The organism is Streptacidiphilus sp. PAMC 29251 (assembly GCF_054208735.2).
The window spans coordinates 5,802,175-5,823,058 of the sequence record NZ_CM135725.2; the positions used below are offsets into that span (position 1 = coordinate 5,802,175).

General features: G+C 68.7%; 22 protein-coding genes and 1 pseudogene. 11 read left to right on the forward strand and 12 right to left on the reverse strand.

From position 1 onward, the window contains the following. Window positions 1-24 precede the first annotated feature (24 nt). Window positions 25-555, forward strand: a complete 531-nt coding sequence (locus tag ACXKR8_RS27530) for an Lrp/AsnC family transcriptional regulator (RefSeq protein ID WP_462099885.1) — start codon at window positions 25-27, stop codon at window positions 553-555. Here ACXKR8_RS27530 and ACXKR8_RS27535 read toward each other — a convergent pair. Beyond that, window positions 527-1,042 carry a TetR/AcrR family transcriptional regulator gene (locus tag ACXKR8_RS27535; protein WP_458275092.1) on the reverse strand — a complete coding sequence of 172 codons (516 nt, stop codon included), beginning with the start codon at window positions 1,040-1,042 and terminating at the stop codon, window positions 527-529. The two genes, ACXKR8_RS27530 and ACXKR8_RS27535, sit on opposite strands and share 29 nt — an antisense overlap. Before the next feature lie 293 nt (window positions 1,043-1,335). Between ACXKR8_RS27535 and ACXKR8_RS27540 the strand changes: the two genes are divergently transcribed. Continuing rightward, window positions 1,336-2,355 (forward strand): aldo/keto reductase, encoded by a 1,020-nt coding sequence (locus ACXKR8_RS27540; RefSeq protein ID WP_458267266.1) that lies wholly within the window; start codon window positions 1,336-1,338, stop codon window positions 2,353-2,355. A gap of 79 nt (window positions 2,356-2,434) precedes the next feature. Here the strand turns inward: ACXKR8_RS27540 and ACXKR8_RS27545 are convergent, their stop codons facing one another. The 4 genes from ACXKR8_RS27545 to ACXKR8_RS27560 form a co-directional block, all read right to left on the reverse strand. Beyond that, window positions 2,435-2,806, reverse strand: a complete 372-nt coding sequence (locus tag ACXKR8_RS27545; RefSeq protein WP_458267267.1) for a VOC family protein — start codon at window positions 2,804-2,806, stop codon at window positions 2,435-2,437. A gap of 140 nt (window positions 2,807-2,946) precedes the next feature. Continuing rightward, window positions 2,947-3,756: a zinc-binding dehydrogenase gene (locus ACXKR8_RS27550; RefSeq protein ID WP_458267268.1), complete on the reverse strand. Its 810-nt coding sequence runs from the start codon at window positions 3,754-3,756 to the stop codon at window positions 2,947-2,949. Next, window positions 3,753-4,736: an ABC transporter ATP-binding protein gene (locus tag ACXKR8_RS27555; protein WP_458267269.1), complete on the reverse strand. Its 984-nt coding sequence runs from the start codon at window positions 4,734-4,736 to the stop codon at window positions 3,753-3,755. The genes ACXKR8_RS27550 and ACXKR8_RS27555 overlap by 4 nt, the downstream gene beginning before the upstream one ends. A 116-nt stretch (window positions 4,737-4,852) precedes the next feature. Further along, window positions 4,853-5,047: a hypothetical protein gene (locus tag ACXKR8_RS27560; RefSeq protein WP_458267270.1), complete on the reverse strand. Its 195-nt coding sequence runs from the start codon at window positions 5,045-5,047 to the stop codon at window positions 4,853-4,855. Between the two features lie 448 nt (window positions 5,048-5,495). Between ACXKR8_RS27560 and ACXKR8_RS27565 the strand changes: the two genes are divergently transcribed. The 5 genes from ACXKR8_RS27565 to ACXKR8_RS27585 all read left to right on the forward strand — a co-directional run bounded on the left by ACXKR8_RS27565 (window position 5,496) and on the right by ACXKR8_RS27585 (window position 9,971). Next, the gene (locus tag ACXKR8_RS27565; RefSeq protein WP_462099886.1) at window positions 5,496-6,317 is read left to right on the forward strand and encodes a sensor histidine kinase; all 822 of its coding nucleotides are present in this window, start codon (window positions 5,496-5,498) and stop codon (window positions 6,315-6,317) included. A gap of 32 nt (window positions 6,318-6,349) precedes the next feature. Continuing rightward, window positions 6,350-6,982 (forward strand): response regulator, encoded by a 633-nt coding sequence (locus ACXKR8_RS27570; protein WP_458275093.1) that lies wholly within the window; start codon window positions 6,350-6,352, stop codon window positions 6,980-6,982. Between the two features lie 100 nt (window positions 6,983-7,082). Beyond that, on the forward strand, window positions 7,083-8,096 hold the full coding sequence (locus ACXKR8_RS27575; RefSeq protein ID WP_458267272.1) for a phospholipase D-like domain-containing protein: 1,014 nt from the start codon (window positions 7,083-7,085) through the stop codon (window positions 8,094-8,096). Between the two features lie 11 nt (window positions 8,097-8,107). Further along, on the forward strand, window positions 8,108-9,409 hold the full coding sequence (locus ACXKR8_RS27580) for a KamA family radical SAM protein (RefSeq protein ID WP_458267273.1): 1,302 nt from the start codon (window positions 8,108-8,110) through the stop codon (window positions 9,407-9,409). 46 nt (window positions 9,410-9,455) lie between these two features. Then, complete coding sequence (locus tag ACXKR8_RS27585; protein ID WP_458267274.1) at window positions 9,456-9,971, forward strand: hypothetical protein; 516 nt, start codon at window positions 9,456-9,458, stop codon at window positions 9,969-9,971. Between the two features lie 3 nt (window positions 9,972-9,974). Here the strand turns inward: ACXKR8_RS27585 and ACXKR8_RS27590 are convergent, their stop codons facing one another. Together ACXKR8_RS27590 and ACXKR8_RS27595 are read right to left on the reverse strand one after the other, a co-directional pair. After that, the gene (locus ACXKR8_RS27590) at window positions 9,975-10,487 is read right to left on the reverse strand and encodes a GNAT family N-acetyltransferase (protein WP_458267275.1); all 513 of its coding nucleotides are present in this window, start codon (window positions 10,485-10,487) and stop codon (window positions 9,975-9,977) included. A 274-nt stretch (window positions 10,488-10,761) separates the two neighbouring features. Continuing rightward, a complete protein-coding gene (locus ACXKR8_RS27595; protein WP_458267276.1) occupies window positions 10,762-11,136 on the reverse strand; it encodes a winged helix-turn-helix transcriptional regulator in 375 nt (124 codons plus the stop codon). A 99-nt stretch (window positions 11,137-11,235) separates the two neighbouring features. Here ACXKR8_RS27595 and ACXKR8_RS27600 point away from each other — a divergent pair. Together ACXKR8_RS27600 and ACXKR8_RS27605 are read left to right on the forward strand one after the other, a co-directional pair. Continuing rightward, window positions 11,236-11,424: pseudogene (locus ACXKR8_RS27600) on the forward strand (NAD(P)-binding domain-containing protein); the annotation flags it as partial. A 28-nt stretch (window positions 11,425-11,452) separates the two neighbouring features. Continuing rightward, window positions 11,453-11,956, forward strand: coding sequence for an NAD(P)-binding domain-containing protein (locus ACXKR8_RS27605; RefSeq protein WP_462100757.1), 504 nt, complete (start codon window positions 11,453-11,455; stop codon window positions 11,954-11,956). A gap of 26 nt (window positions 11,957-11,982) precedes the next feature. Here ACXKR8_RS27605 and ACXKR8_RS27610 read toward each other — a convergent pair whose 3' ends face one another. Next, entirely contained in the window at window positions 11,983-12,954 is a 972-nt protein-coding gene (locus tag ACXKR8_RS27610) for a GlxA family transcriptional regulator (protein WP_458267278.1), read from the reverse strand. Between the two features lie 198 nt (window positions 12,955-13,152). Between ACXKR8_RS27610 and ACXKR8_RS27615 the strand changes: the two genes are divergently transcribed. Next, window positions 13,153-14,121 carry an NADP-dependent oxidoreductase gene (locus ACXKR8_RS27615; protein ID WP_458267279.1) on the forward strand — a complete coding sequence of 323 codons (969 nt, stop codon included), beginning with the start codon at window positions 13,153-13,155 and terminating at the stop codon, window positions 14,119-14,121. 143 nt (window positions 14,122-14,264) lie between these two features. Here ACXKR8_RS27615 and ACXKR8_RS27620 read toward each other — a convergent pair whose 3' ends face one another. The 4 genes from ACXKR8_RS27620 to ACXKR8_RS27635 all read right to left on the reverse strand — a co-directional run bounded on the left by ACXKR8_RS27620 (window position 14,265) and on the right by ACXKR8_RS27635 (window position 17,174). Continuing rightward, entirely contained in the window at window positions 14,265-14,687 is a 423-nt protein-coding gene (locus ACXKR8_RS27620; protein ID WP_458267280.1) for a PIN domain nuclease, read from the reverse strand. Beyond that, window positions 14,684-14,899 (reverse strand): type II toxin-antitoxin system VapB family antitoxin, encoded by a 216-nt coding sequence (locus tag ACXKR8_RS27625; RefSeq protein WP_458267281.1) that lies wholly within the window; start codon window positions 14,897-14,899, stop codon window positions 14,684-14,686. Before ACXKR8_RS27625 ends, ACXKR8_RS27620 begins: the two co-directional genes overlap by 4 nt. 69 nt (window positions 14,900-14,968) lie before the next feature. Beyond that, window positions 14,969-16,099 carry an RNA ligase family protein gene (locus ACXKR8_RS27630; protein ID WP_458267282.1) on the reverse strand — a complete coding sequence of 377 codons (1,131 nt, stop codon included), beginning with the start codon at window positions 16,097-16,099 and terminating at the stop codon, window positions 14,969-14,971. A 493-nt stretch (window positions 16,100-16,592) separates the two neighbouring features. Further along, a complete protein-coding gene (locus tag ACXKR8_RS27635; RefSeq protein ID WP_458267283.1) occupies window positions 16,593-17,174 on the reverse strand; it encodes a hypothetical protein in 582 nt (193 codons plus the stop codon). 397 nt (window positions 17,175-17,571) lie between these two features. Here ACXKR8_RS27635 and ACXKR8_RS27640 point away from each other — a divergent pair, with 397 nt between their 5' ends. After that, window positions 17,572-20,877 (forward strand): type ISP restriction/modification enzyme, encoded by a 3,306-nt coding sequence (locus ACXKR8_RS27640; RefSeq protein ID WP_458267284.1) that lies wholly within the window; start codon window positions 17,572-17,574, stop codon window positions 20,875-20,877. Window positions 20,878-20,884 lie beyond the last annotated feature (7 nt).

Consider the following 20,884-nt stretch of genomic DNA (forward strand, 5'->3'; position numbering starts at 1 on the left):
TGGATTCGCCGGTACTCTGGCCGGATGACCGAGACTCTTGACGCGACGGACTGGGCCATCCTGGCCGAGCTCCAGCGGGACGGCCGGATCGCGTTCACCGAGCTGGCCCGGCGGGTGAACCTGAGTGCGTCAGCGACGACGGAGCGGGTGCGTCGGCTGGAGGCAGCCGAGGTGATCACCGGGTACCGGGCAGAGGTAAATCTGGAGCGCACCGGGTATGCGGTGTTGGCCGTGGTCCGGCTGAAGTACCCGGGCAACCGGCACGAGCCGCTGCGTCGGCTGCTCAGTGAGCGCCCGGAGATCCTGGAGTGCCTTCGCACCACCGGGGACGACTGCTACGTACTGAAGGTGGCAGCCACTTCGCCGGCCCACCTGGAGGAAATGGTCGACGCCCTGGCCGAGTTCGGCAGCACCACCACCAACCTCGTGCTCAGCCGAACCCTCCCGCTCCGCGGCCCCGAGAGCCTCGGAGAGAGCTTCGGAGAGAGCTTCGGACGAGCAGCGTCGGACAGGCCTCCGGCCGGATCTAGCGCGGTAGGTGCAGTCCGGCGATGAGGAGCCCGACCAGTCGACGGGCGTCGTAGCGGGGATCGCTGTCCGCGCCGATGCAGAGGTTGCCGACGCCGCGCATGAGTTCGTAGGCCTCCACATCGGAGCGGATCTCGCCGGCGCCGGCCGCGGCGTTGAGCAGTTGGGTGCACACGGGCACGAGCCGGTCCAGGAAGTAGGCGTGCAGCGTCTCGAAGCCGGCGCCGTCGGACTGCAGCACCGCGGCGAGTCCGTGTTTGGTGACCAGGAAGTCGACGAACAGGTTGATCCATTGCCCCAGCGCGGCGTGCGGGGTCGCGCTGGTCGCCAGCAGGGCCGGCCCGGCCTCGGCGCAGGCTTCGACCTGGTGCCGGTAGACGGCGATGATGAGGTCCGCCCGGGTCGGGAAGTGGCGGTAGATCGTGCCGGTCCCGACCCCTGCCTTGGCCGCGATGTCGCGTACCGGCGCTTCGACGCCTGCCGTGACGAAGATCGCGGCGGCCGCGTTGAGCAGAGTCTCCTCATTGCGCCGGGCGTCCGCCCGCTTGCGCGGGACCGCATGCGCTGCGTCCCCGCCTGCATTGCTGCCGCTACTGCTGCTGCTGCTACCGCCGCTACTGCTGCTGTCGTTGACCACGCCGTTCCCTCCGCCGTCCTTCCGCTGCCGGGCTTGCCAAGCGGAACTCTGTTCCGTATTGTCAATCGGGACAAGGTTCCGTTTGCTGATGATGCCAGAGCAGGGGGCCTGCCACCAAGCCTCGCCCCACCTTGCCGCCACGCTTCACCCGCAGTCGAGGAGACACAGTCATGCAGTACCGCACTTTGGGCCGCACCGGTGTGCAGGTCAGTTCCCTCGCGCTCGGCGCGATGAACTTCGGCGCGATCGGACGCACCACCCAGGACGAGGCCACCGCCATGGTCGACGGCGCTCTCGAGGCCGGGATCAACCTGATCGACACCGCCGACATGTACAGCGGCGGCCAGTCCGAGGAGATGGTCGGCAAGGCCATCGCCGGACGTCGCGACGACATCGTGCTGGCCACCAAGGCGAACATGCCGATGGGCGAGGAGCGCAACCACCAGGGCAGCTCGCGCCGCTGGCTGGTCACCGAGCTGGACAACAGTCTGCGCCGCCTCGGCGTCGACCATGTCGACCTCTACCAGATCCACCGGTGGGACCCGCGCACCAGCGACGAGGAGACGCTGTCGGCCCTGACCAACCTTCAGCGTGCGGGAAAGATCCGCTACTTCGGCTCCTCGACCTTCCCGGCCTACCGCATCGTGCAGGCGCAGTGGGCCGCCCGGGAGAACCGTCTGAGCCGTTACACCATCGAACAGCCCGGCTATTCGATCCTGCAGCGCGGCGTGGAGACCCACGTCCTGCCCGTGACCGAGGAGTACGGCCTCGGGGTGCTGGTGTGGAGCCCACTGGCCTCGGGTTGGCTGTCGGGTGCGATCCGCGAGGGTCAGGACATCACCACCAGCCGTTCCACGTTCATGCCGCAACGCTTCGACACCACCATCCCGTCCAACCGGGCCAAGCTCGACGCCGTCGAGCAGTTGGCCAAGGTCGCCGACGAGGCCGGTCTGACGATGATTCAGCTCGCGCTCGGATTCGTGACCGCACACCCCGCCGTGACCAGCGCGATCATCGGCCCCCGCACCATGGACCACCTGCGCTCGCAGCTCGCCGCCGCTGACACTGCGCTCCCGGCCGACGTCCTCGACGCGATCGACACCATCGTCGCTCCCGGCACGGACCTCGCCGCGCATGAGAAGTCCGACACCCCGCCCGCCCTGCTCGACCCCTTGCTGCGGCGGCGCTGACTGCTCCCCGGTCCCGCCTCCTTCAGCCGGCTGTTGTCCGGGCTGCTGTTGTCCGGGGTGCTGTTGCTTCGGGCGCTGCTCAGTTGCGGGTGGCGATGCAGAACGGGTGGCCTGCCGGATCCAGCATCACGATCAGACCCAGGGCCCGATCGTTCGGCTGATGCTCGGGAGTGGTCGCCCCGTGGGCCTGGAGCTGCTTCTCGGCCGTGTCGAGGTCGTCCACGTAGAAGTCCAGGTGCATCTGCAGCGGCACCTCCGAGGAGGGCCAGGTCGGAGGCTGATACCCCTCGACCTGGCGGAAGATCCAGGTCGTGCCGGCCATCGCCACCCAGGCCGAGTCCTCATCGGTGCGGGTGATCTCCCCTCCGGACGCGGCCTGGTAGAACGAAGCCATGCGGGCCGGGTCTTGGCAGTCGATGACGACGCAGGCGAGTTCGACGATGGGGCTCATGGGGCTGCTCCTGGACAGAGATCGTTTGGCGCCCAGCATCCCAACCACGCATGGTCCGTCACTACTCGATTTTTCCCGCGCCCGCGCCCGCGCCCACACCTACGCCCATGCCCATGCCCGCACGCACGTTCATGGGCAACTCATGGGCGCAGCACCAGTTTCCTGCCCGGCGAGCCCGCCTGCGCCGCCCAGGCCTCGGCGACGTCCTCGAGCGCGTGGACCTGCAGGGCCAGGTCAAACCGTCCCTCCGCGGCATACCCGGCCACCGCGGCGTACGCGGCCGCGGACTGCTCCGGGGTGAGGGAACTGCCGCTCAGGCCGAGCACCTTGAGCCTGGCGTGTCGCAGCGTTCCGGCGTTGACCGAGGCCTCGGCGCCGGCGCACTGGGCGACATTGAGCAACCGACCCGTCGGCCGTAGCGCGGCCAGGGCGGCCGGGACGTAAGGCCCCCACAGCGGGTCGACGACCACGTCCACCGGTCCGCCGGCCTTCTCCAGCCGGGTGAGGAACTCGGCGGGGTCACGATTGACCGGGCCGGAAGCCCAGGTCAGCGCCAGGCTGTAGAAGCCGACCAGGCCCACGCTCAGCAGCCCGACCACGCCGAGCTTGGCTGCCAGCCACTGACGCCTGGTCACACTCTGATTCCACACCAGCCGGTGGGTACCGGCCTCCCATTCGCGGGTGATCAGCGGCGCTCCCCAGAACACACCGATGGCGCCGGGGACGGCGAGCAGCAGGTAGCCGAGCAGGTCTACCTGGGAGCCGTACTGGTCGGCGAAGCTGCCCAGCAGGGCGGCGCAGGTGTCATGGCCCGCGCAGTGAGCCAGGCTGTCGTGGTAGGAGCCGTGGATCTGCAGGCCGAGAAAGACCAGATAGACCGCGATCAGCAGCAGCACGGCGTAGCCCACGATCGCCTGCAGGCGGAACTGGCGCCAGGTCATCCAGATCATCGGTGCGCCTCCGTAGGCATCGGGCTGGTCAGATCGGTGGCCCGGTTCGCCCGGGCCATATAGGCCAGCACCAGCTCCTCCAGGTCGGCGGAGTCCACCCGCCAGGAGCCTCCAGCCAGCAGGTCGCGGGCCGGAAGACCCCCGGCCACCAGCTCGCCGGCCAGCAGACCCCCGGCCGACAGCCCACCGCCCACCGGCCCGCCGACCGGCGCGCCCCCCGCCACGCGAACGATCGCGCTGCTCTCCCGCCGCGTGTGCTCGACGTGGACGACCTCCACCCCGGCGGGCAGCACCGCGAGGTCGTCACGGGCGCCGGTGAGGCGGTAGTGGCTCCCAAGCAGCTCCACCACGTCACCGGCGATCTGGACGTGGGAGTCAGCCAGCACGATGAGGTAGTCGCAGACCCGCTCCACGTCCGGCAGCGCGTGTGAGGACAGGATGGCGCTGGCGCCCAGCTCGGTGACGAACTCCATCAGGTTGTCGAGGAAGCCGGAGCGGGCCAGCGGATCGAGCGCGGCAGCGGGCTCGTCGAAGATCAGCAGCTCGGGCCGCTTGGCCGCCGCTATGGTCAGGGCGAGTTGGGCGCGCTGGCCCCCCGAGAGGCGGCCCGCCTTCTGTCTCGGGTCCAGTCCGATTCGGGCGATCCTCCGCTCCGCGAGTGGGCTGTCCCAGGCCGGGTTCAGGCGGGCACCCATCCGCAGGTGGTCCGCAACGGACAACTCGGCGTAGACGGGGGTGTCCTGGGCGACGAAGCCGACCCTGGCCAGGTGGGTCGGGCTCGCGGCGGGCTCGGTGCCCAGCACCCGGATCGTGCCCGAGGTCGGTTTGACCAGCCCGCAGGACATGTTCAGCAGCGTCGACTTGCCGGCGCCGTTGGGGCCGACCAGGCCGATCACCCGCCCCTGCGGGACGTTGAGGTCGCAGTCGGTCAGGGCCTGGTGGCGGCCATACCGCTTGCTCAGCTTCACGGCTTCGAGCACTGGCGTCACTGGCTCAACCGGCTCAACCGGATTAACCGGCTCAACCGGCTCAACCGGATTAACTGGTGTCATGACTTCCCTCGATCGAGGTTCGCGGATCATGTCGTCGGCCGGGTTCAGTCACGCGAGCGGCGGCGGGTCTCCAGGAGCTGCCTCGCGAGCCGGTAGAGGCCGTAGAGGAGCGCGAGGGCGACCAATATCTGGACCGTCAGCCAGGCGTAGAGCAGGGGACTTCGTACGGTCTTCTCAGCCTGGGCCGAGATAGCCGAGACAACCGTGACAAGGTGGGCAGCGGAGTTAGGATCAGCCATGCCCTCAGCCTGCTCCGTGCGCAACTCCCGGAGCACCGACCGAAAGTACGGATCGGTCGGCGGCGCTCGTACTTTCGGCCGGTACAGCCGTCGGCAGGCGATCGCCTAGCGTGAACCGGGTGAATACCGCACTTCGATCGGTTCTGGGGCCGAGGGTCGCCGCCAACACGACACTGGGGGTCGTGTTCGCCGCGGTGCTCTTCCTCATGGCCGTCCAATACGTGAGTCAGGGCCGCCCCTGGGCCTTCGACGCCGGGGTGGGCCTGGTGGTGTGCCTGGTCGCCCTCGCGCGCGAACGGCACCGGGGGTGGGCGGCGGCCGTCGGGCTGGTGGTCGTGGCGAGCGCCGGGCTGATTGCCCGGCTCGCGCACCTGCCCGGCGAACCCGGCCCCGGCGCGGTGCTGGCCCTGCTCGTCCTCGGCGGCTCCGCGATCCGGGCGCTGCCCCGATGGCAGGCCGGCGGCGTCGCCGCGGCCGGGTTACTGCTCATGGCCTTCGGCAGACTGGCCGAGGAGGGCGGTCCAGTACCCCGGTCCGGGTCGGGACGCAGGTCTGGATCCTCGCCCTCGGGGTCGGCCTCGGGCTGCGCTTCCTGGACTACCGCGCCCGCCAGACCGCCGCGGCCGTGCGGCAGGACGAGCGACTGGCCCTGGCCAGGGAACTGCACGACGTGGTCGCCCACCACATCACCGGCATCGTGCTGCAGGCCCAGGGCGCGCAGATCGTGGCGAGAAGCCGGCCGGAGACGCTGGGCGGCACCCTGACCGGCATCGAGGAGGCCGGCAGCGAGGCGCTGGCCGCGATGCGCCAGGTGGTCGGCCTGCTGCGCGACACCGACGACGTGGCCACCACCTCTCCCACCGCGCCGGGCCCGGAGCAACTGTCGGAACTGGTCCGCCGATTCGAAGGACACGGTCCGGTGGTGCGGTTGAGGCTGCCCGACGAACAGGCGAGCTGGCCGCCCGAGGTGACCAGCACGGTCTACCGGATCGTCCAGGAGTCGCTGACCAATATCGCCCGGCACGCCTCGCAGGCCCGTTCGGCCACGGTCGACATCGCCCAGGGTCCGGCTGGTGTCACCGTCACGATCACCGACGACGCCCCGCCCGGCCACACCCGGTCCCAGCACCTGCAGAAGGGCGGTCTCGGTCTGATCGGGATGCGCGAGCGGGTCGAGGCGCTGGGCGGCACCCTGACCGTGGGCCCCCTACCTGGAACGGGCTGGTCGGTGCTGGCCACCGTGCCAGTCGCGGCGGGGGAGGCACGGTGACCATCAAGGTGCTGATCGCCGATGACCAGGCGATGATCCGCGGCGGCCTGAGGCTCATCCTGGACGACCAGGACGACATCACCGTGGTGGGTGAGGCCGCGGACGGCGCCGAGGCGATCGACCTCGCCCGGCGGCTGCGCCCGGACGTGTGCCTGGTCGACATCCGGATGCCGAAGCTGGACGGCATCGCGGTCACCCGCGCGCTGGCAGGGCCGACGGTGGCGAACCCGCTGCGCGTGGTCATCGTCACCACCTTCGACCTCGACGAGTACGTCCACGGCGCGCTGCATGCCGGGGCGGTCGGCTTCGTCCTCAAGGACGCCGGTCCTGCCCTACTGGTGGAGGCGGTCCGCGCGGCGAGGGCCGGCGACGCCCTGATCTCCCCCTCCATCACGCTGCGGCTGCTGCGGTACCTGGCCCCGAGCCGACGGAGCAGGGCGCCCGACCCGGCCCAGCCGCTCTCCAAACGGGAGACCGAGGTGGTCAGGGCCATCGCCCGGGGCCGGACCAACCAGGAGATCGCCGCCGCGCTGTTCATCTCCCTGAGCACGGTCAAGAGCCACCTGGCGACCGTGCAGGCCAAGCTCCAGGTCCGCAACCGGGTCGAGATTGCGGCCTGGGCCTGGGAGAGCCGACTCATGGACGCTGCCGAGTCACTGCCCTGACCACGACAAGGGGTGCACGAGCCACCGCATGACGCTTCATCAGCACGGGTACTAGGTCTCGTACACGTGTACACAGGGGCTGCGGGGACGGGGTGGGGGAATGTCCGGGCGCGGGGGTCAGCGCCGCAGGGTGCTGCTGCTCTGTGGCGCGCTGGCGGTGTGCAGCCTGCTCACCATCTGGTACGCCCGGGGCCTGCCCGACTTCCGGGCCAACCTGCTGCTCAACCTCGCGCCGGAGTTCCTGGGCGCCATCGTGACCGTGCTCATCATCCAGCCTTTTCTGACCCGGATCGAGGAGGAGCGGGTACGTGAGCACATCCGGCTGGACTATCCGGCCTTCTGCGAGCAGGTCGCCTCGGCCACCGACGTCGTACTGGTGCTCGATACCTTCTCCTACCTCTTCTCCGGCCGCACCGCGGACCGCTTCGTCCGGGCCGCGACGGCCGCGGTCAACCGCGGGGCGGTGGTGCGGATCCTGCTGCTCGATCCCGACTCGCTCGCCGCCCGGCAGCGCTCCGCCGAGATCAGGGAGGACGTGCGCCGCGAGATCATGCGCAATCTGCGCGACCTGCACCAGCTCCGGGCGGGCCTGTCCGCCGAACGCCGGGAGCAGTTCCAGGTGCGGCTCTACGGTGCCGCCCCGGCGATCCAGCTCTACCGCTGGGGTGAGCGGATGATGGTGAGCTTCTACCCGGTCGACCGGCTCTCCGGGGAGGGGCAGCAACTGGAGGTGCGCCTGTCTACCCCGCTCGGCTCCTTCGTCGCGGAGCGCTTTGCCGACCTGTGGTCCAATGCCCGGCCGATGGAGGAGGTGATGACGCGGCGTCTGGTGCTGCTGCACGAGGAGGGCGGACGCAGCTCGCTGCAGCTGGAGTACGTCCGGCGCCAGGACGGTCACGTCTACATCTGCGATCAGCGGGTCGTGGTCGAGCTGACCCGGCAACCGCACCGGCCGCCCCGGGCCCAGATCGACGGAAGGGACGACGAGGTCTACGAGTTGGAACTGGTGGACGCGGCGGACGAGTCGCTGCTGGTGTCGCTGGGGGCGGACTTCCAGGAGAAATACGGGAGGCTGGTTGATGTCTTTGTGAGGCTGCGCCCGCTGGGGCTATAGCGTTGGCCACTGTGCCGACCTCGCGCGACCGTACTGGACCGACCTTCAAGGCGATCACCATGCCGCAGCTGGCCGGGCTGCTCGCCCGCGCCGGGCTCGATCCCGCCGATCAGCTCAGGGCCCGAGCGGTCGCGACGGTGCTGCCGTTCCGCACCAACTCCTATGTGGTGGACGAGCTGATCGACTGGGACGCGGCCCCGGACGACCCGATCTACCGGCTGGTCTTCCCCCAGCCGGACATGCTCCCCGCCTCCGACGTCAACCGGATCGCCGGGCTGCTCACCCGGGGGGCCTCCGTCGCCGAACTGCAGGCCGCCGCGCACGCGGTCAGGATGCGGCTGAACCCGCACCCCGGTGAGCAGTTGTCGCTGAACACCCCCCAGTTGAACGGCGAGCCGGTCCACGGCATGCAGCACAAGTACCCGGAGACGGTGCTGTTCTTCCCTCGGCAGGGCCAGACCTGCCACGCCTACTGCACCTACTGCTTCCGCTGGCCGCAGTTCGTCGGCGAGCCCGACCTGCGCATGGCCAGCAGTGACGCGGATGCGCTGCGCGCCTATGTGCTGGCCCATCCCGAGGTCACCAGTGTGCTGATCACCGGCGGCGACCCGCTGATCATGAGCAGCGCGGTGCTGGCCCGCTACGTCGAACCATTGCTCGACGTCCCGCATCTGGAGTCGATCCGGATCGGCACCAAGGCACTGTCCTACTGGCCGCACCGAGTGCTGACCGACCCGGATGCCGACGACCTGCTGCGGCTGTTCGAGCGGGTGGGGCGCAGTGGCCGCACGCTCGCCTTCATGGGCCACTACTCGCATCCGCGGGAGCTGGAGCCGGAGGCGGCCCAGCGTGCTGTGGAGCGGATCCGCGGCACGGGTGCGGTGATCCGCGCACAGGCGCCGCTGATCCGGGGGATCAATGACCGTGCGGAGGACTGGGTGGTGCTGTGGCGACGCCTGGTCGCCCAGGGAGTGGTGCCCTACTACCTCTTCATCGAACGCGACACCGGCCCGCAGGACTACTTCGCCGTCCCGCTGGCCCGCGCACATGAGATCTTCCGAGAGGCGTACGCCCAGGTCTCCGGTCTGGCCCGGACGGTACGCGGGCCGATCATGTCCGCCACCCCGGGCAAGGTGCAGGTCGACGGCGTCGCCGAGGTCAGCGGGCAGCAGGCATTCGTGCTGCACTACGTTCAGGCCCGCGACGCGGAACTCGTCGGCCGACCGTTCTTCGCGGCCTACGACCCCTCCGCACGCTGGCTCACCGAGCTCAAGCCCCTGGCCGGCGCGGGACCGCTGCCGGGGATGGACTGAGTCGCAGGGCAAGGGGCCCGGACTGTCGATCTATTGGGGGGTACCCATGATCCACATCACGCTCGGGGCGATGCGCTACGTCAACCCGAAGGAGGACCAGCTGGGCCGTGACCATGTCGGCTGGGATCCGACCATGGACGACGAGGCCCTGTTCCGCGCCAACCAGGGATGCTGGGTTCTCGGGGAACGGGCCAACCGGGAGCAGTACGCCCTGCTGTCCGCGCAAGGCACTGTGCGCCAGGCGATCGAGATCGACCGCCTGGTCGCGGTATCCGGCGGTCGCCGAGCCATTGAAGGCCGTTTCCTGGAGGCCGGGCACCCGGTGCACGACGCGTACGTCGGAAAGCCCCAGCCGATCGAGCCGGTCCGCAACCCGGTGACGTACATCGACTCTCCGCACTCGGCACGGACCTGCGGCTGCGGCTGCGGGGCTCCGGTGACTCTCGGCTGGTTCCTCACCGGGCACGACCAGAAAGCCCTGCACGACCGCGTGGCCAAGATCGGCTCGGTCCACGAGCATCCTGAAGCCGCCGCACAGTTGCACGCCTCCCGGACGGATTGACGCTCAGTCAGTCTGGGGGAGGGTCTCGGTGCGCCAGATCCGGAAACCGCGGCGCTGATAGTTCGTCAGTGCGTTGGGGTGGTCGAGGGAGGAGGTGTGGAGCCAGACACGACGCACGGCCTCGCCCTCCCCTGCGAGCGTGGTGGCCCAGGCCTGTCGGACGGCGAGGTTCAGGGCTGCGCCGCCCAGGCCGTGCCCATGGTGTTCGGGCAGCAGACCGAAGGTGGTGATCTCCACATCCCCGTCGGGCTGGGGTTCAAGGTTGAGGATTCCGGCCGGGGCGCCGTGGTGGGTGATGAGCCAGTACTGCCGCAGCGGGTGCGCGAGCCAGGTCGCCCATTCGGATTCCGTACGTGCCGCGCTTCTCCACCCGAAGGGTGCTCCGATTCTCGCCTGGATGTCCGGAATCAGAGGAGAGCCGGCCTCCAGACGCTGCAGCGCCAGCCCGGCTACGGGTCGCGATGCCTGCAGGTCAGAGGGTGCCGTCATCTCAAGGTAGGTGATGGTCTTGTCCACGGGTGTACTGCTCCTCGGCAGGGCGGTGGTGGGGGATCGGTTCAGCCGGGCGGTGCTCCAGGAGATCCTGCGCCCAGCACCGGAGGCAAGCCCGCCAACTCGCCTCGAAGACGGCCCGCAACTCGTGCCCACCGCGGGAGGCGCTAGGCCCGTGCGATCTGCTGCGGTCCGGTGGCGCCGACGGTGCATCCCCAGAGAGTACGTGTGCGCCTCGTGCGCCCAACTGCCGGGTCTCCGCTCCTCAGAGCCTGAGCAGCGGAGACCCGCACGGGTGCTACCGCTCTGAAGCCCGTGGCTTGTCGGTCTGCTGCTGGGCCATGAGGACCTGATCGGCGTGTTCGACTGCCCAGTGGCCGAGGGCTGCCAGTGGTCCGTTGGCCAGGCTCTCGCCGAGGGCGGACAGTTCGTAGGCCACAGTGCGATCGGTCGTCGTGGTGATCCGCGTGATCAGGCCGTGGGCGGCCAAGCGGCGCAGCGTCTGGGACAGAACCTTGTCACTGATGCCTACGAGGTCGCCCAAGAGGTCGATGCGGCGGCGTCTGCCCGCGCGCAGCGCCATCAGCACAACCGGGTCCCAGGTGTGGGCGAGCAGGTCGGTCGCCAGGCGCACCGCGCAGTCGGCGACGAAGGGTTGGCACTCATCGTTCATGCGTCCCTCCTACCGGGCTCGGGCCTACCAATCGGTAGGCCCGAGCTGCCTACCGTATCGAGATATCGGACCTTCTGGAAAAGAAAAGGGGAAAGCACCATGCGTATCGGAATCCTGGGAACCGGCGTGATGGCCTCGGCGCTGGCCGAGGCATGGACCCGTTCCGGGCACCGCGTCCTCGTCGGGGGGCGTTCGCTCGACAAGGCGCAGGCGATCGCCGAGCGGCTGGGCGACCTGGTGGAAGCGACGGCACCGGACCAGGTGGTCCGCGCAAGCGACGTCGTGGTCGTGGCGGTGGCCTGGGAAGGGCTCGACCATGTGCTCGCGCTCGCGGGAGCCGCTGAGGGCTTTTTTTGCTGGCAAGGCCGTCATCGACTGCACCAACGCGGTGGACTACGCCTCGGGAATGCTGAAGCCTGCTGTCGGTTCGGCAGCGGAGCACATCGCGGAGCGGGCCGTGGGCGGCCACGTGGTCAAGGCCCTGCACCTGTTCGCAGGCACGAGTTGGCTGCAGCTGCTGGCGCCGGCCGAGCACCCCGAGCACCCCGGCCAACCCGGCCAACCCGGCCAACCCGGCCAACCCGGCCAACCCGGCCAACCCGGCCAACCCGAGCGAACCGTGGCGATCTGCGGTGACGACGCTGCGGCGCTCGACCTCACCGCGGCGTTGATTCGCGACCTGGGAGCCGTACCCGCCGTCATCGGCGGACTGGATCACGCCCGACAGCTCGAAGACGTCGCGGGTTTCGTCATGCGGCTGGTCGCCGCGGGATGCAACCCCGTCACAGCGGTGCCCTTCGTCGACCGGCCGCATGACTGATACCGCCGCTCAAGGAACGAGCCGCGTCACACGGTTGCGCGGGCGGGGCGGAAGGTCCGTCGGTATGCCTGTGGGGTGACGCCGACGGCGGTGCGGAGGTGTTGGCGCAGGGACACCCCGGTGCCCAGGCCGGAGCGGTGGGCTACGGCGTCGATGGGCAGGTCCGTGGCTTCCAGCAGGTTCATGGCCAGGTCGATGCGTTGGCGCAGGAGCCATTGGCCGGGGCTGACACCGACCTCCTCGCGGAAGCGGCGGGTGAAGGTGCGGACGCTGACCTTGGCGTGGGTGGCCATGTCGGCCAGCGTGACGGGTTCGGTGAGGCGTTCGCTCACCCAGGCCCGGGTGGGCGCGGTGCCGGTGTCGGACGAGTCGGGGACGGGGCGTTGGATGTACTGGGCCTGTCCGCCGTCGCGCCAGGGTGGCACAACGCAGCTGCGCGCGACCGCGTTGGCGATGTCGCTGCCGTGGTCGCGGCGAACGATGTGCAGGCACAGGTCGATGCCGGCGGCCACTCCGGCCGAGGTGAGGACGTCGCCGTCGTCGACGAACAGGACGTCGGGGTTGATGCGCACGGTGGTGAACAGACGTTGCAGGTGGTCGGCCTCACGCCAATGGGTGGTGGCGGGCCGGTGGTCCAGAAGGCCGGCGGCGGCCAGGACATAGGTACCGGTGCAGATCGCCACGATGCGGGTGCCAGGACGGATGCCGGCCATGGCCTCGCGCAGGTCGTCGGGGAGGAGGCCCTGCTCCCGGATGGGCCCGAGCGCGTGGGAGGGCGGGATGACGACGGTGTCGACGGCGGCCAGTAGGGAGGCGTCGTGGGAGACGGTGAGGCCGTAGTCGGCCTCGGCGCGGACCGGGAGGCCGTCCAGGCTGCAGGTGGTCACGGTGTAGAGCCGGTTGCCCGAACTGTCGTGGGCCGCAACGAAGATGCGGGCGGCAATGCCGAGTTCGAAGGGGACGACGCCGTCCAGGGCCAGAACGCCAACATGGTGCATGACCCGATCCTTTCACTCCGTGGCCTTCGGGCCACTACTTCGGGTTCGGCGACCTCGACAGTCTTGGAACGCGCCCGTTCAGGCAGAAGCGCAGGCAGGCGCAGGCGGGCGCAACAGGCGCAGTAGGCGCAGTAGGCGCAAGCGACAGATACCCGCACATGTAAGCGACAGATCACGCACTTTTGGAAGGGCTCCATCATGTCCAAGGCCATCGTTCCCGCGACCATGCGCGCGGTCACCCAGCACACCGCCGGAGCACCGGACGTCCTCCACGTCGTCGAGACCGAGCGCCCGGAACCGGGTCTGGGCGAGATCCTGGTCCGCGTGCACGCAGCCGGCGTGAACCCGGCGGATTGGAAGACCCGCTCACGCGGCGTGTTCGGCACCGGGGCGCTGCCGCCGTTCACCCTGGGCTTCGACGTCGCCGGGGTGGTGGCCGCGGTCGGTGGTGGGGTGACGCTCTTCCAGCCGGGCGACCCGGTGTTCGGGATGCCGCGCTTCCCGCACCCGGCGGGTGCCTACGCCGAGTACGTCACCGCTCCTGCCAGGCACTTCGCCCCGCGCCCCGCCGGCATCGATCACCTCAGCGCCGGCGCCCTGCCGCTGGCCTCGCTGACGGCCTGGCAGGCACTGGTGGACACGGCGGACGTCCGGCCCGGCCAGCGTGTCCTGGTCCACGCCGCCGCGGGCGGCGTCGGCCACCTCGCCGTGCAGATCGCCAAGGCCCGCGGTGCGTACGTGATCGGTACCGCCAGTGCCGAGAAGCACGACCTGCTGCGTTCGCTGGGAGTCGACGAACCGATCGACTACCGTACCGAGGACTTCGCGCAGACCGTCCGTGACGTCGACGTCGTCCTGGACACCCTCGGCGGACCGACCCGGGTGCGCTCCCTGCGGACGCTGCGACCAAGCGGCCGGCTGATCTCGATCCTGCCGCTGGACGACGCCTTCCCCGCCCGGGAGGCCGCTGCGGCCGGGGTGCGGGCCGTGTTCATGCTGGTGGAGCCCGACCAGCAGGCGCTGCGGGAGATCACCGCCTTGGTCGAGGACGGCCGCCTGCGCGTGATCGTCGAGCAGGTCTTCCCGCTTGAGCAGGCCGCCCGGGCCCACACCCTGGGCGAGACCGGCCGGACCACAGGAAAGATCGTCCTCTCCGTCGCCCCCTGACCTCCCACCCCTGACCTCCCACCCCGGTCCACCCCTCGGGTCCACTCCCTGGGGCTCTGCCACGAGACGGTCTCGCCATGGCGGTCCAGGAACTGCAGCCCAGGGGCGCCGCCCTACGCGTCGAGCTGTTCAGCTCTTCTGGGCTACTTGCCGGCCGCGGGCCCGTACCACTGAAGGGCTTGCCCAGTGACGGAGGCGATGCATTCGAAGTCCCGGTCGCGATGGAGAAGGGTCAGTCCCTGCAGTTCCGCTGTGGCTGCGACGACTAGATCAACAGCTCCGGCGCTGCGGTGTTGGCCCCGCCCAGTCAGCGCATTCTGGACCTCCCAAGCGCGGTTGTAGGCACGATCATCGACTGGCACCCAACTGAAGAGCAGGCGCATGTCCTCAATGCCCTGCGCACGGTCCTCGGCGGAACGAGCGCTGTAGAAGAACTCAAGCTCGGTGATCGGACAGGTCGCGATGAGACTGGCCGCTGCGGCTCGGTCCCACCCGTATTGCTCTGCGTCACCGCGCATGAAGCGTGCCAAGGCGCTGGTATCGATCAGAAACTGCGCGGCGCTCACCGACGGTAGTTCCGCTTGTCCTCGAAGATCTCCAGCTCGAAGGCCCCTTCGTCCGCGGCCGCACGCAGGCGTGTGAGTGCCAGAGCCCGCCGACGGTTCTCCAGTACCTCGCGCAGGGCGGTGTTTACCGTGTCCTTCTTGGTGCTGGTACCAAGGGCCTGGGCCACGTCGGCGACCAGTTCGTCATCCAGATCGATCACGGTTCTGCCCATAGCTGCACCTCCTCGTATATCAATGTCTGCATCGAGTATATCCAATGATGTTCTCTTTGAAGCATCAGGCTAAGGAGTCGGGGCGGCAGTGGCCTCGGAGGGGACCTGGTTGCCCCCCTTCTGTGGGTGTCCGCCGCCCGTGCGGCGGTCGGCAGCGTCCAGTAGGGCGAGGAGGTGGGCGCCAGGGAGCAGCGCCTGTTCCAGGGCGTGAGCGGGGGCGTCCTCCAGACCTCCGACGGCTGAGGCGATCTCTTCCCTGACGTCCTGGGCGATCTCGGCGGCTACCGTGGCTGTGAGGGTGGCGGGGCCGAGCTTGCTGACCGCGGCGGCCGCGCGGGCTGGGGTGAGCAGTGCTGTGGCTTCGACCAGGAGCCAGGCGGGCACGCCTGTCGCGCCGTGCAGCGGCGGCAGGTAGGGCCGCGCACCGTTGTAACGCGCGTCCTCGGCGAATGCGGGCTGCTTCACCTTGGCGAGCGGGCGACCTTCGGCCTCCGGTGCGTCGGTCTCGTGCCATTCGCCGGCCGGCTTGAGGACGTAGCCTTCCGCAAGGTTGTCGTCCAGTTCGGGGAGTCCGAGGGCGGCGGGGACCTCGGTGCGGAATGTACTCGGTAGCTGCTGCAGAGTGGTCAGTGGGCCGTATGCAAGCAGGGGTACACAGGTCAGGCCTGCGATGGCAGCGGTTCGGCGGAGAGAACGGTCGGAGATCCAGCGACGGCCACTGGGAGAGGTGGCGATGTGCGCATCGAAGAGCAGCCAGTGCAGGCCCGGCGCGTACCACACGCCAGTCTGTACTGGCGCGCTTCCGGGCTCCGCAGGGACGTCGGGGTGCGGGTAGCGGCCGCCGGTCAGTTCACCGTAGACGGTCACCACCACGTCGTCGCCTGCGTCTGCTGCGTCGTCGGGGTCACCAGGTGGCCCACTCCGGGGCGTGCGCAGTGTCGCGGCGAAGCGGGCCGCGGCCACGGACAACTGGGGCCAGATGCTGCTGACGCCGAAGAAACCGTCGAGCAGTTCGTCGCCCAGCAGCTCGCGCCGTTTGGCCGGGCGGACTCCGGAACGATCGCAGACAACGGCGAAGTGCGCTCCGTGGACCTTCTCGGCGGCGACCCACTCCCGGACTGCAAAACCGCTGAGCCGTCCGCTCGCCGGGATCTTGGGATAGGGCAGCAGGACAGGCGGTTGGGGCGTGGTACTGGGCACCAGAGAATCATCCGGCGCGCTTCCGGTGGCGGCAACGCAATGTGCCACTGCCTCGGCGTCCTGCGGCCAGGGCGAAAATTCGCAGCCCATCACACGTTGTGACAACCAATCAGGCCCTCCCACCAGCTCTACCGTTCGCGTCGAGCAGGGTGCCTCGCGGGGCGCACTCTGCCCCGGTACCGCAAGCAATCAACGATGAAGGGCCCGACCGCGATGCGGTCGGGCCCTTCATCTGCCCAGCTGGGCGGGTGCGGAGGATACGAGATTCGAACTCGTGAGGGGTTGCCCCCAACACGCTTTCCAACTGTTCGTCCGGGTGTCCGGGGGTGGTCGTCAGGGTCCTGGCCTGCGGCGGAGTCGCCCGCAGGCCGACCTCCGGACCTGGCTGAACGGAGGCGAATGCAACTGGAACTGCAACTACGGAACAACGAATGCAGGGACCCTGAGCAGGGGGAATCCCCCGTATCTGGTTGGTGCACGTGTCGCCTGCGGCTCATCCCTGGGCTCGCTGAACCTCCAGGATGACCGCTGTTCCTGCCGCGGGGCGGCCTTCGTGCATCGTGATCATGTCGCCGCAGCTGAGGTGCTGCCATCGGCACGGGATCAGGGGTGCGAGCCGGACGGCGAACCGTCCGCCCGGCTCCAAGGAGGGGCGATGCTCCACCCAGATGCGGGCGGTCTCAAAGGTCGGTTCGCCACCCGGAGCCAAGGAGCCGAGATTCCAGAGCGGGCGCATTACACCGGGGCCGGGGAGCGCGGTCTTCCGCCGGGACGCGTCGGCCGGCAGGAGGCTGAGCGTCGCTCGGATGACCCCGTTACGAGCCTCGTAGCAGCGCCAGTAGCACCACGCCGTGCTGCGCTTCAGGTGCAGCGCCTCCGCTGCCACGGCCATCGTCTCCCAGAAGCTCAGCGGGAGCCCGCGGATGTTGGCGAGTTCTTCCAGGAGACCGAGTGCCACTTCCCAGTCGTCCTGGGCCAGGTAGTCCCAGACGTCGTCCACCGTGATGTCGTTGTCGGTGGCGGTCTCCGGGGGAACCAGGAGGGCAACGGCTTCGAGCAGCTTGGAGACGTCCATCGCTCGATTCTGCGCTATCTGAGCCGCAGACTGCACTCCAGTAGTCGGCTGACTGGTGCTCGGGGGTGAGGCGCAACTCAGAACAGCGGATCTTCACGCGGGCCGTTGCCTGCGACAGGCGCTGGTGTGACCGCATGCGCCTCCCGGAAGTGGCATCCGACTGGATTACACGGCCTCACGCCCCGCATGCGCCTACCCGGTTGCGACGCCCGCGGTACGCGCAGCTGTCCAGGAGGCGGTGGGCGACGGAATCAGCGCCAGCCCCCGGCTCTCCAGGGCGGGTGTAGATCTTGATCGGTTCTCGACGGGCTTGACTACGAGGGGAGTTGATGCCTTCCAGCCCGGCTGGAGGAGTGACATACTCCTCAAGTCATGATCGGTAATGCGGGGGGCGGCAATGACGCAGGGGCAAGATTTCGGCTGGCTCGCGGAAGCCATCTCGATCTTCGGAGCGTCATGCAAGGCCATGGTGAACGGACCGGGCGACCCCGAGGCGTCAATTCGTCCGCCTCTGCAGAACCTCCTGGAGGCTGTGGGAAGGCACGACGCCATGGACGGCGTGCTGTGGCACTCCGAAACGCCCTTACGTGATGTGGGCGTGCGTCCTGATTATGCGGTCGAGGTGCACGGCGAAATCGTCGGCTATGTCGAGGTCAAGCGCCCTGGTCTGTCGGTCGATCCAGAGAAGTTCACCGGGCGGAACAAGAAGCAGTGGGAACGACTCCGCGACTTGCCAAACGTGCTCTATACCAACGGCACTGAGTGGCGTCTCTTCCGCACCGGGGAGCTGATCGGCTCCCCGGTCGTCTTCGACGGCGATCTAGGAAGCGCAGGACGCTCGTTGTCCGCCCGCGAGCCCGCCGCGTTTCACGCCCTCCTGCGGACCTTCCTCCACTGGGTTCCTGAGCCGATCCGCGCCGTCTCCACACTGGTCCGGCGCACGGCTCCGCTATGCCGCCTGCTGCGTGCGGCGGTCCTGGAGCAGTTGGAGTGGGAGGGACGGCACGCAGTGGAGGGCGCGCGCCCTGAGGAACTGCGGTTCACCGGGCTGAAGAACGACTGGCGCAGGCTGCTCTTCCCGACGGCCGATGACGCCACCTTCGCCGACGGGTACGCCCAGACGGTGACCTTCGCGCTGCTGTTGGCGCGCACGGAAGACATCTCCCTGAAGGGAGTGGGGCTGCACGAGATCGGCCGCAGCCTGGATGCCGGTCACGCCTTGATGGGCAAGGCCCTTCAGCTTCTGACTGACAACATCACGGTGAGCTTCGAGGTCAGCCTCGACCTGCTTATCCAGGTGATCGACGCGGTCGATTGGGCTGCGATCCGCAAGGGCCGGAGGGATGCGTACCTGCACCTATACGAGTCGTTCCTGGAGGTGTACGACGAGAAGCTGCGGCAGAAGAGCGGCTCGTACTACACCCCGCGTGAAGTGGTCGAGGAGATGGTGCGCCTCACCGAGGATGTGCTGCGTACCCGCTTGGGCCGCCCGGCCGGATACGCGGACGACAGCGTGCGTATCGTTGATCCAGCGATGGGCACGGGCACGTACCTTCACGCGGTCATCGAGCACGTCGCCGCTTGGACGGCGGAGAATGTTGGCCCTGGGGCGACGCCGGATGCGATAGGCAGTCTGGCGAAGCGCCTGATCGGCTTTGAGCTGCAGATGGGCCCCTTTGCCGTCGCCGAGCTGCGGGCTTCGGACCTGCTCAAGCGGCATCAAGCGGTCGCGCCGCCTGACGGTATGAAGCTGTTCGTCACCGACACGTTGGACAACCCCTACTTGGCCGAGGAAACCATCGCCTCGACGTACGGCGTGATCTCGGAGTCGCGTAGGCGGGCGAACGAGGTGAAGGCCAGTACACCGGTCACCGTCGCGATCGGCAACCCGCCCTACGACGACAAGGCAAAAGGCCGCGGCGGCTGGGTCGAGAAGGGAAGCCCGGCGCAGGGCGTCACTCCCATCGAGGCGTTCAAGTGGCCCGGAAACGGTCGCTACGAGCACGTGCTCAAGAACCTCTACATCTACTTCTGGCGCTGGGCGACCTGGAAGGTCTTCGACGCCCATCCGCAGGACCAGCAGGGGGTCGTCTGCTTCATCACTCCGTCCGGCTTCACCACGGGGCCCGGCGGACGTGGCATGCGCAACTACCTCAGGCGCACCTGCGACGAGGGCTGGATCATCGATCTGTCCCCGGAGGGGCACCGGCCTGATGTGGCCAGCCGGATCTTCCCTGGTGTCGCGCAGCCCCTGGCCATCTGCATCTTCGTGCGTAGCAAGGACACGGATCCTGAGCGGCCCGCCCGCATCCATTACCGATCTGTACACGGCCGGCGAGTCTCCAAGTACCGCCAGCTCAAAGAGATCCAACTGGACGACGACGGCTGGCAGGACACGCACTCCGCCGCCATCCGCCCGTTCCGCCCGATCAGCGAGACCGGGTGGGAGGACTATCCCGCCCTCGACGATCTCTTCCTTTGGGGAAGTCTGGGTATTACGGCCAACCGCTCGTGGGTCAACGGCCCCAGCGAGCAGCTGCTCCAGCGGCGCTGGGCGCGTCTGATCCACGAGGCCGATCCGGTCGAGCAAGCGAAATTGTTCAAGGAGACGCGAGATCGTTCGCTCCACGACAGTCGACCCCCGCTGCCTGGACAACCTGAGTACACCCAGGGACTTGCCGAGGAAGCAGAGCTAGCGCCGGACCTGATCCGCATCGCCATGCGCAGCTTCGACCGGCAATGGCTGATCTCCGACAGCCGCGTCATCGACTTCGCCCGACCCACGTTGTGGGAAGCCCTGCAGCCGGGACAGATCTTCCTGAACCAGCAGTCCTCCCACGAGATCGAGACCGGGCCGGCGGTCGTCGCCACCGCCCTGCTCCCTGATACCCACCACTTCAACGGCCGCGGCGGCAAGATCATGCCGATCCTCCATCCGGACGGCACACCGAACGTGCATCCGCGTCTGTTCGCCCACTTGGCAACCGAACTCGGCCTCGACAGCGTCACAGTGCACGATCTGGCTGCATATACGGCGGCTGTTGCCGGGCATGTCGGTTTCACCGAGCGATTCACAGCGGAGCTGCTCACGCCTGGTGTACGGCTGCCGCTCACTCGTGATCCCGCCTTGTGGCGTGAGGCGGTGAAGCTGGGCGAGCACCTCCTGTGGGCCTCGACGTACGGCGACCGGTACGTCGATCCGGAAGCCGGTCGGCCAGCAGGAGACGTCCTCTTCACACAAGGCGATCCGCGCCGGCTCCGCTACGACCAGCACATCGGGACGGAAGTGCCCAGCGAAATCCACTACGCCGAGATGAACCGGACCCTGTACCTGGGTGCCGGATACGTCAGCCCGGTGCCCGCAGAGGTGTGGAACTACGACGTCGGCGGAATGCAGATCGTCAAGAAGTGGTTCGGCTACCGCAAGGCGAACCCCAACAGCCGCAAGACCAGCCCCCTGGACGACTTGCACGTCGACTCCTGGCCGGCGGACTGGTCACGCGAGCTCATGGAACTGCTCTCCGTGCTGCGTCGGCTCACCGACCTCGCTCCCGCACAGCAGGATCTGCTGGACCGGATTCTCGCCGCGCCCACGGTCACGGTGGCAGACCTCGAGAAGGCCTATATTCTGCCGGTACCCGTCAAGGCGCGCAAACCCCGTCGCAGAGTCGAGCTGCTTCTGGACGTTGACGAGGAGCCGTAGCGGCAGC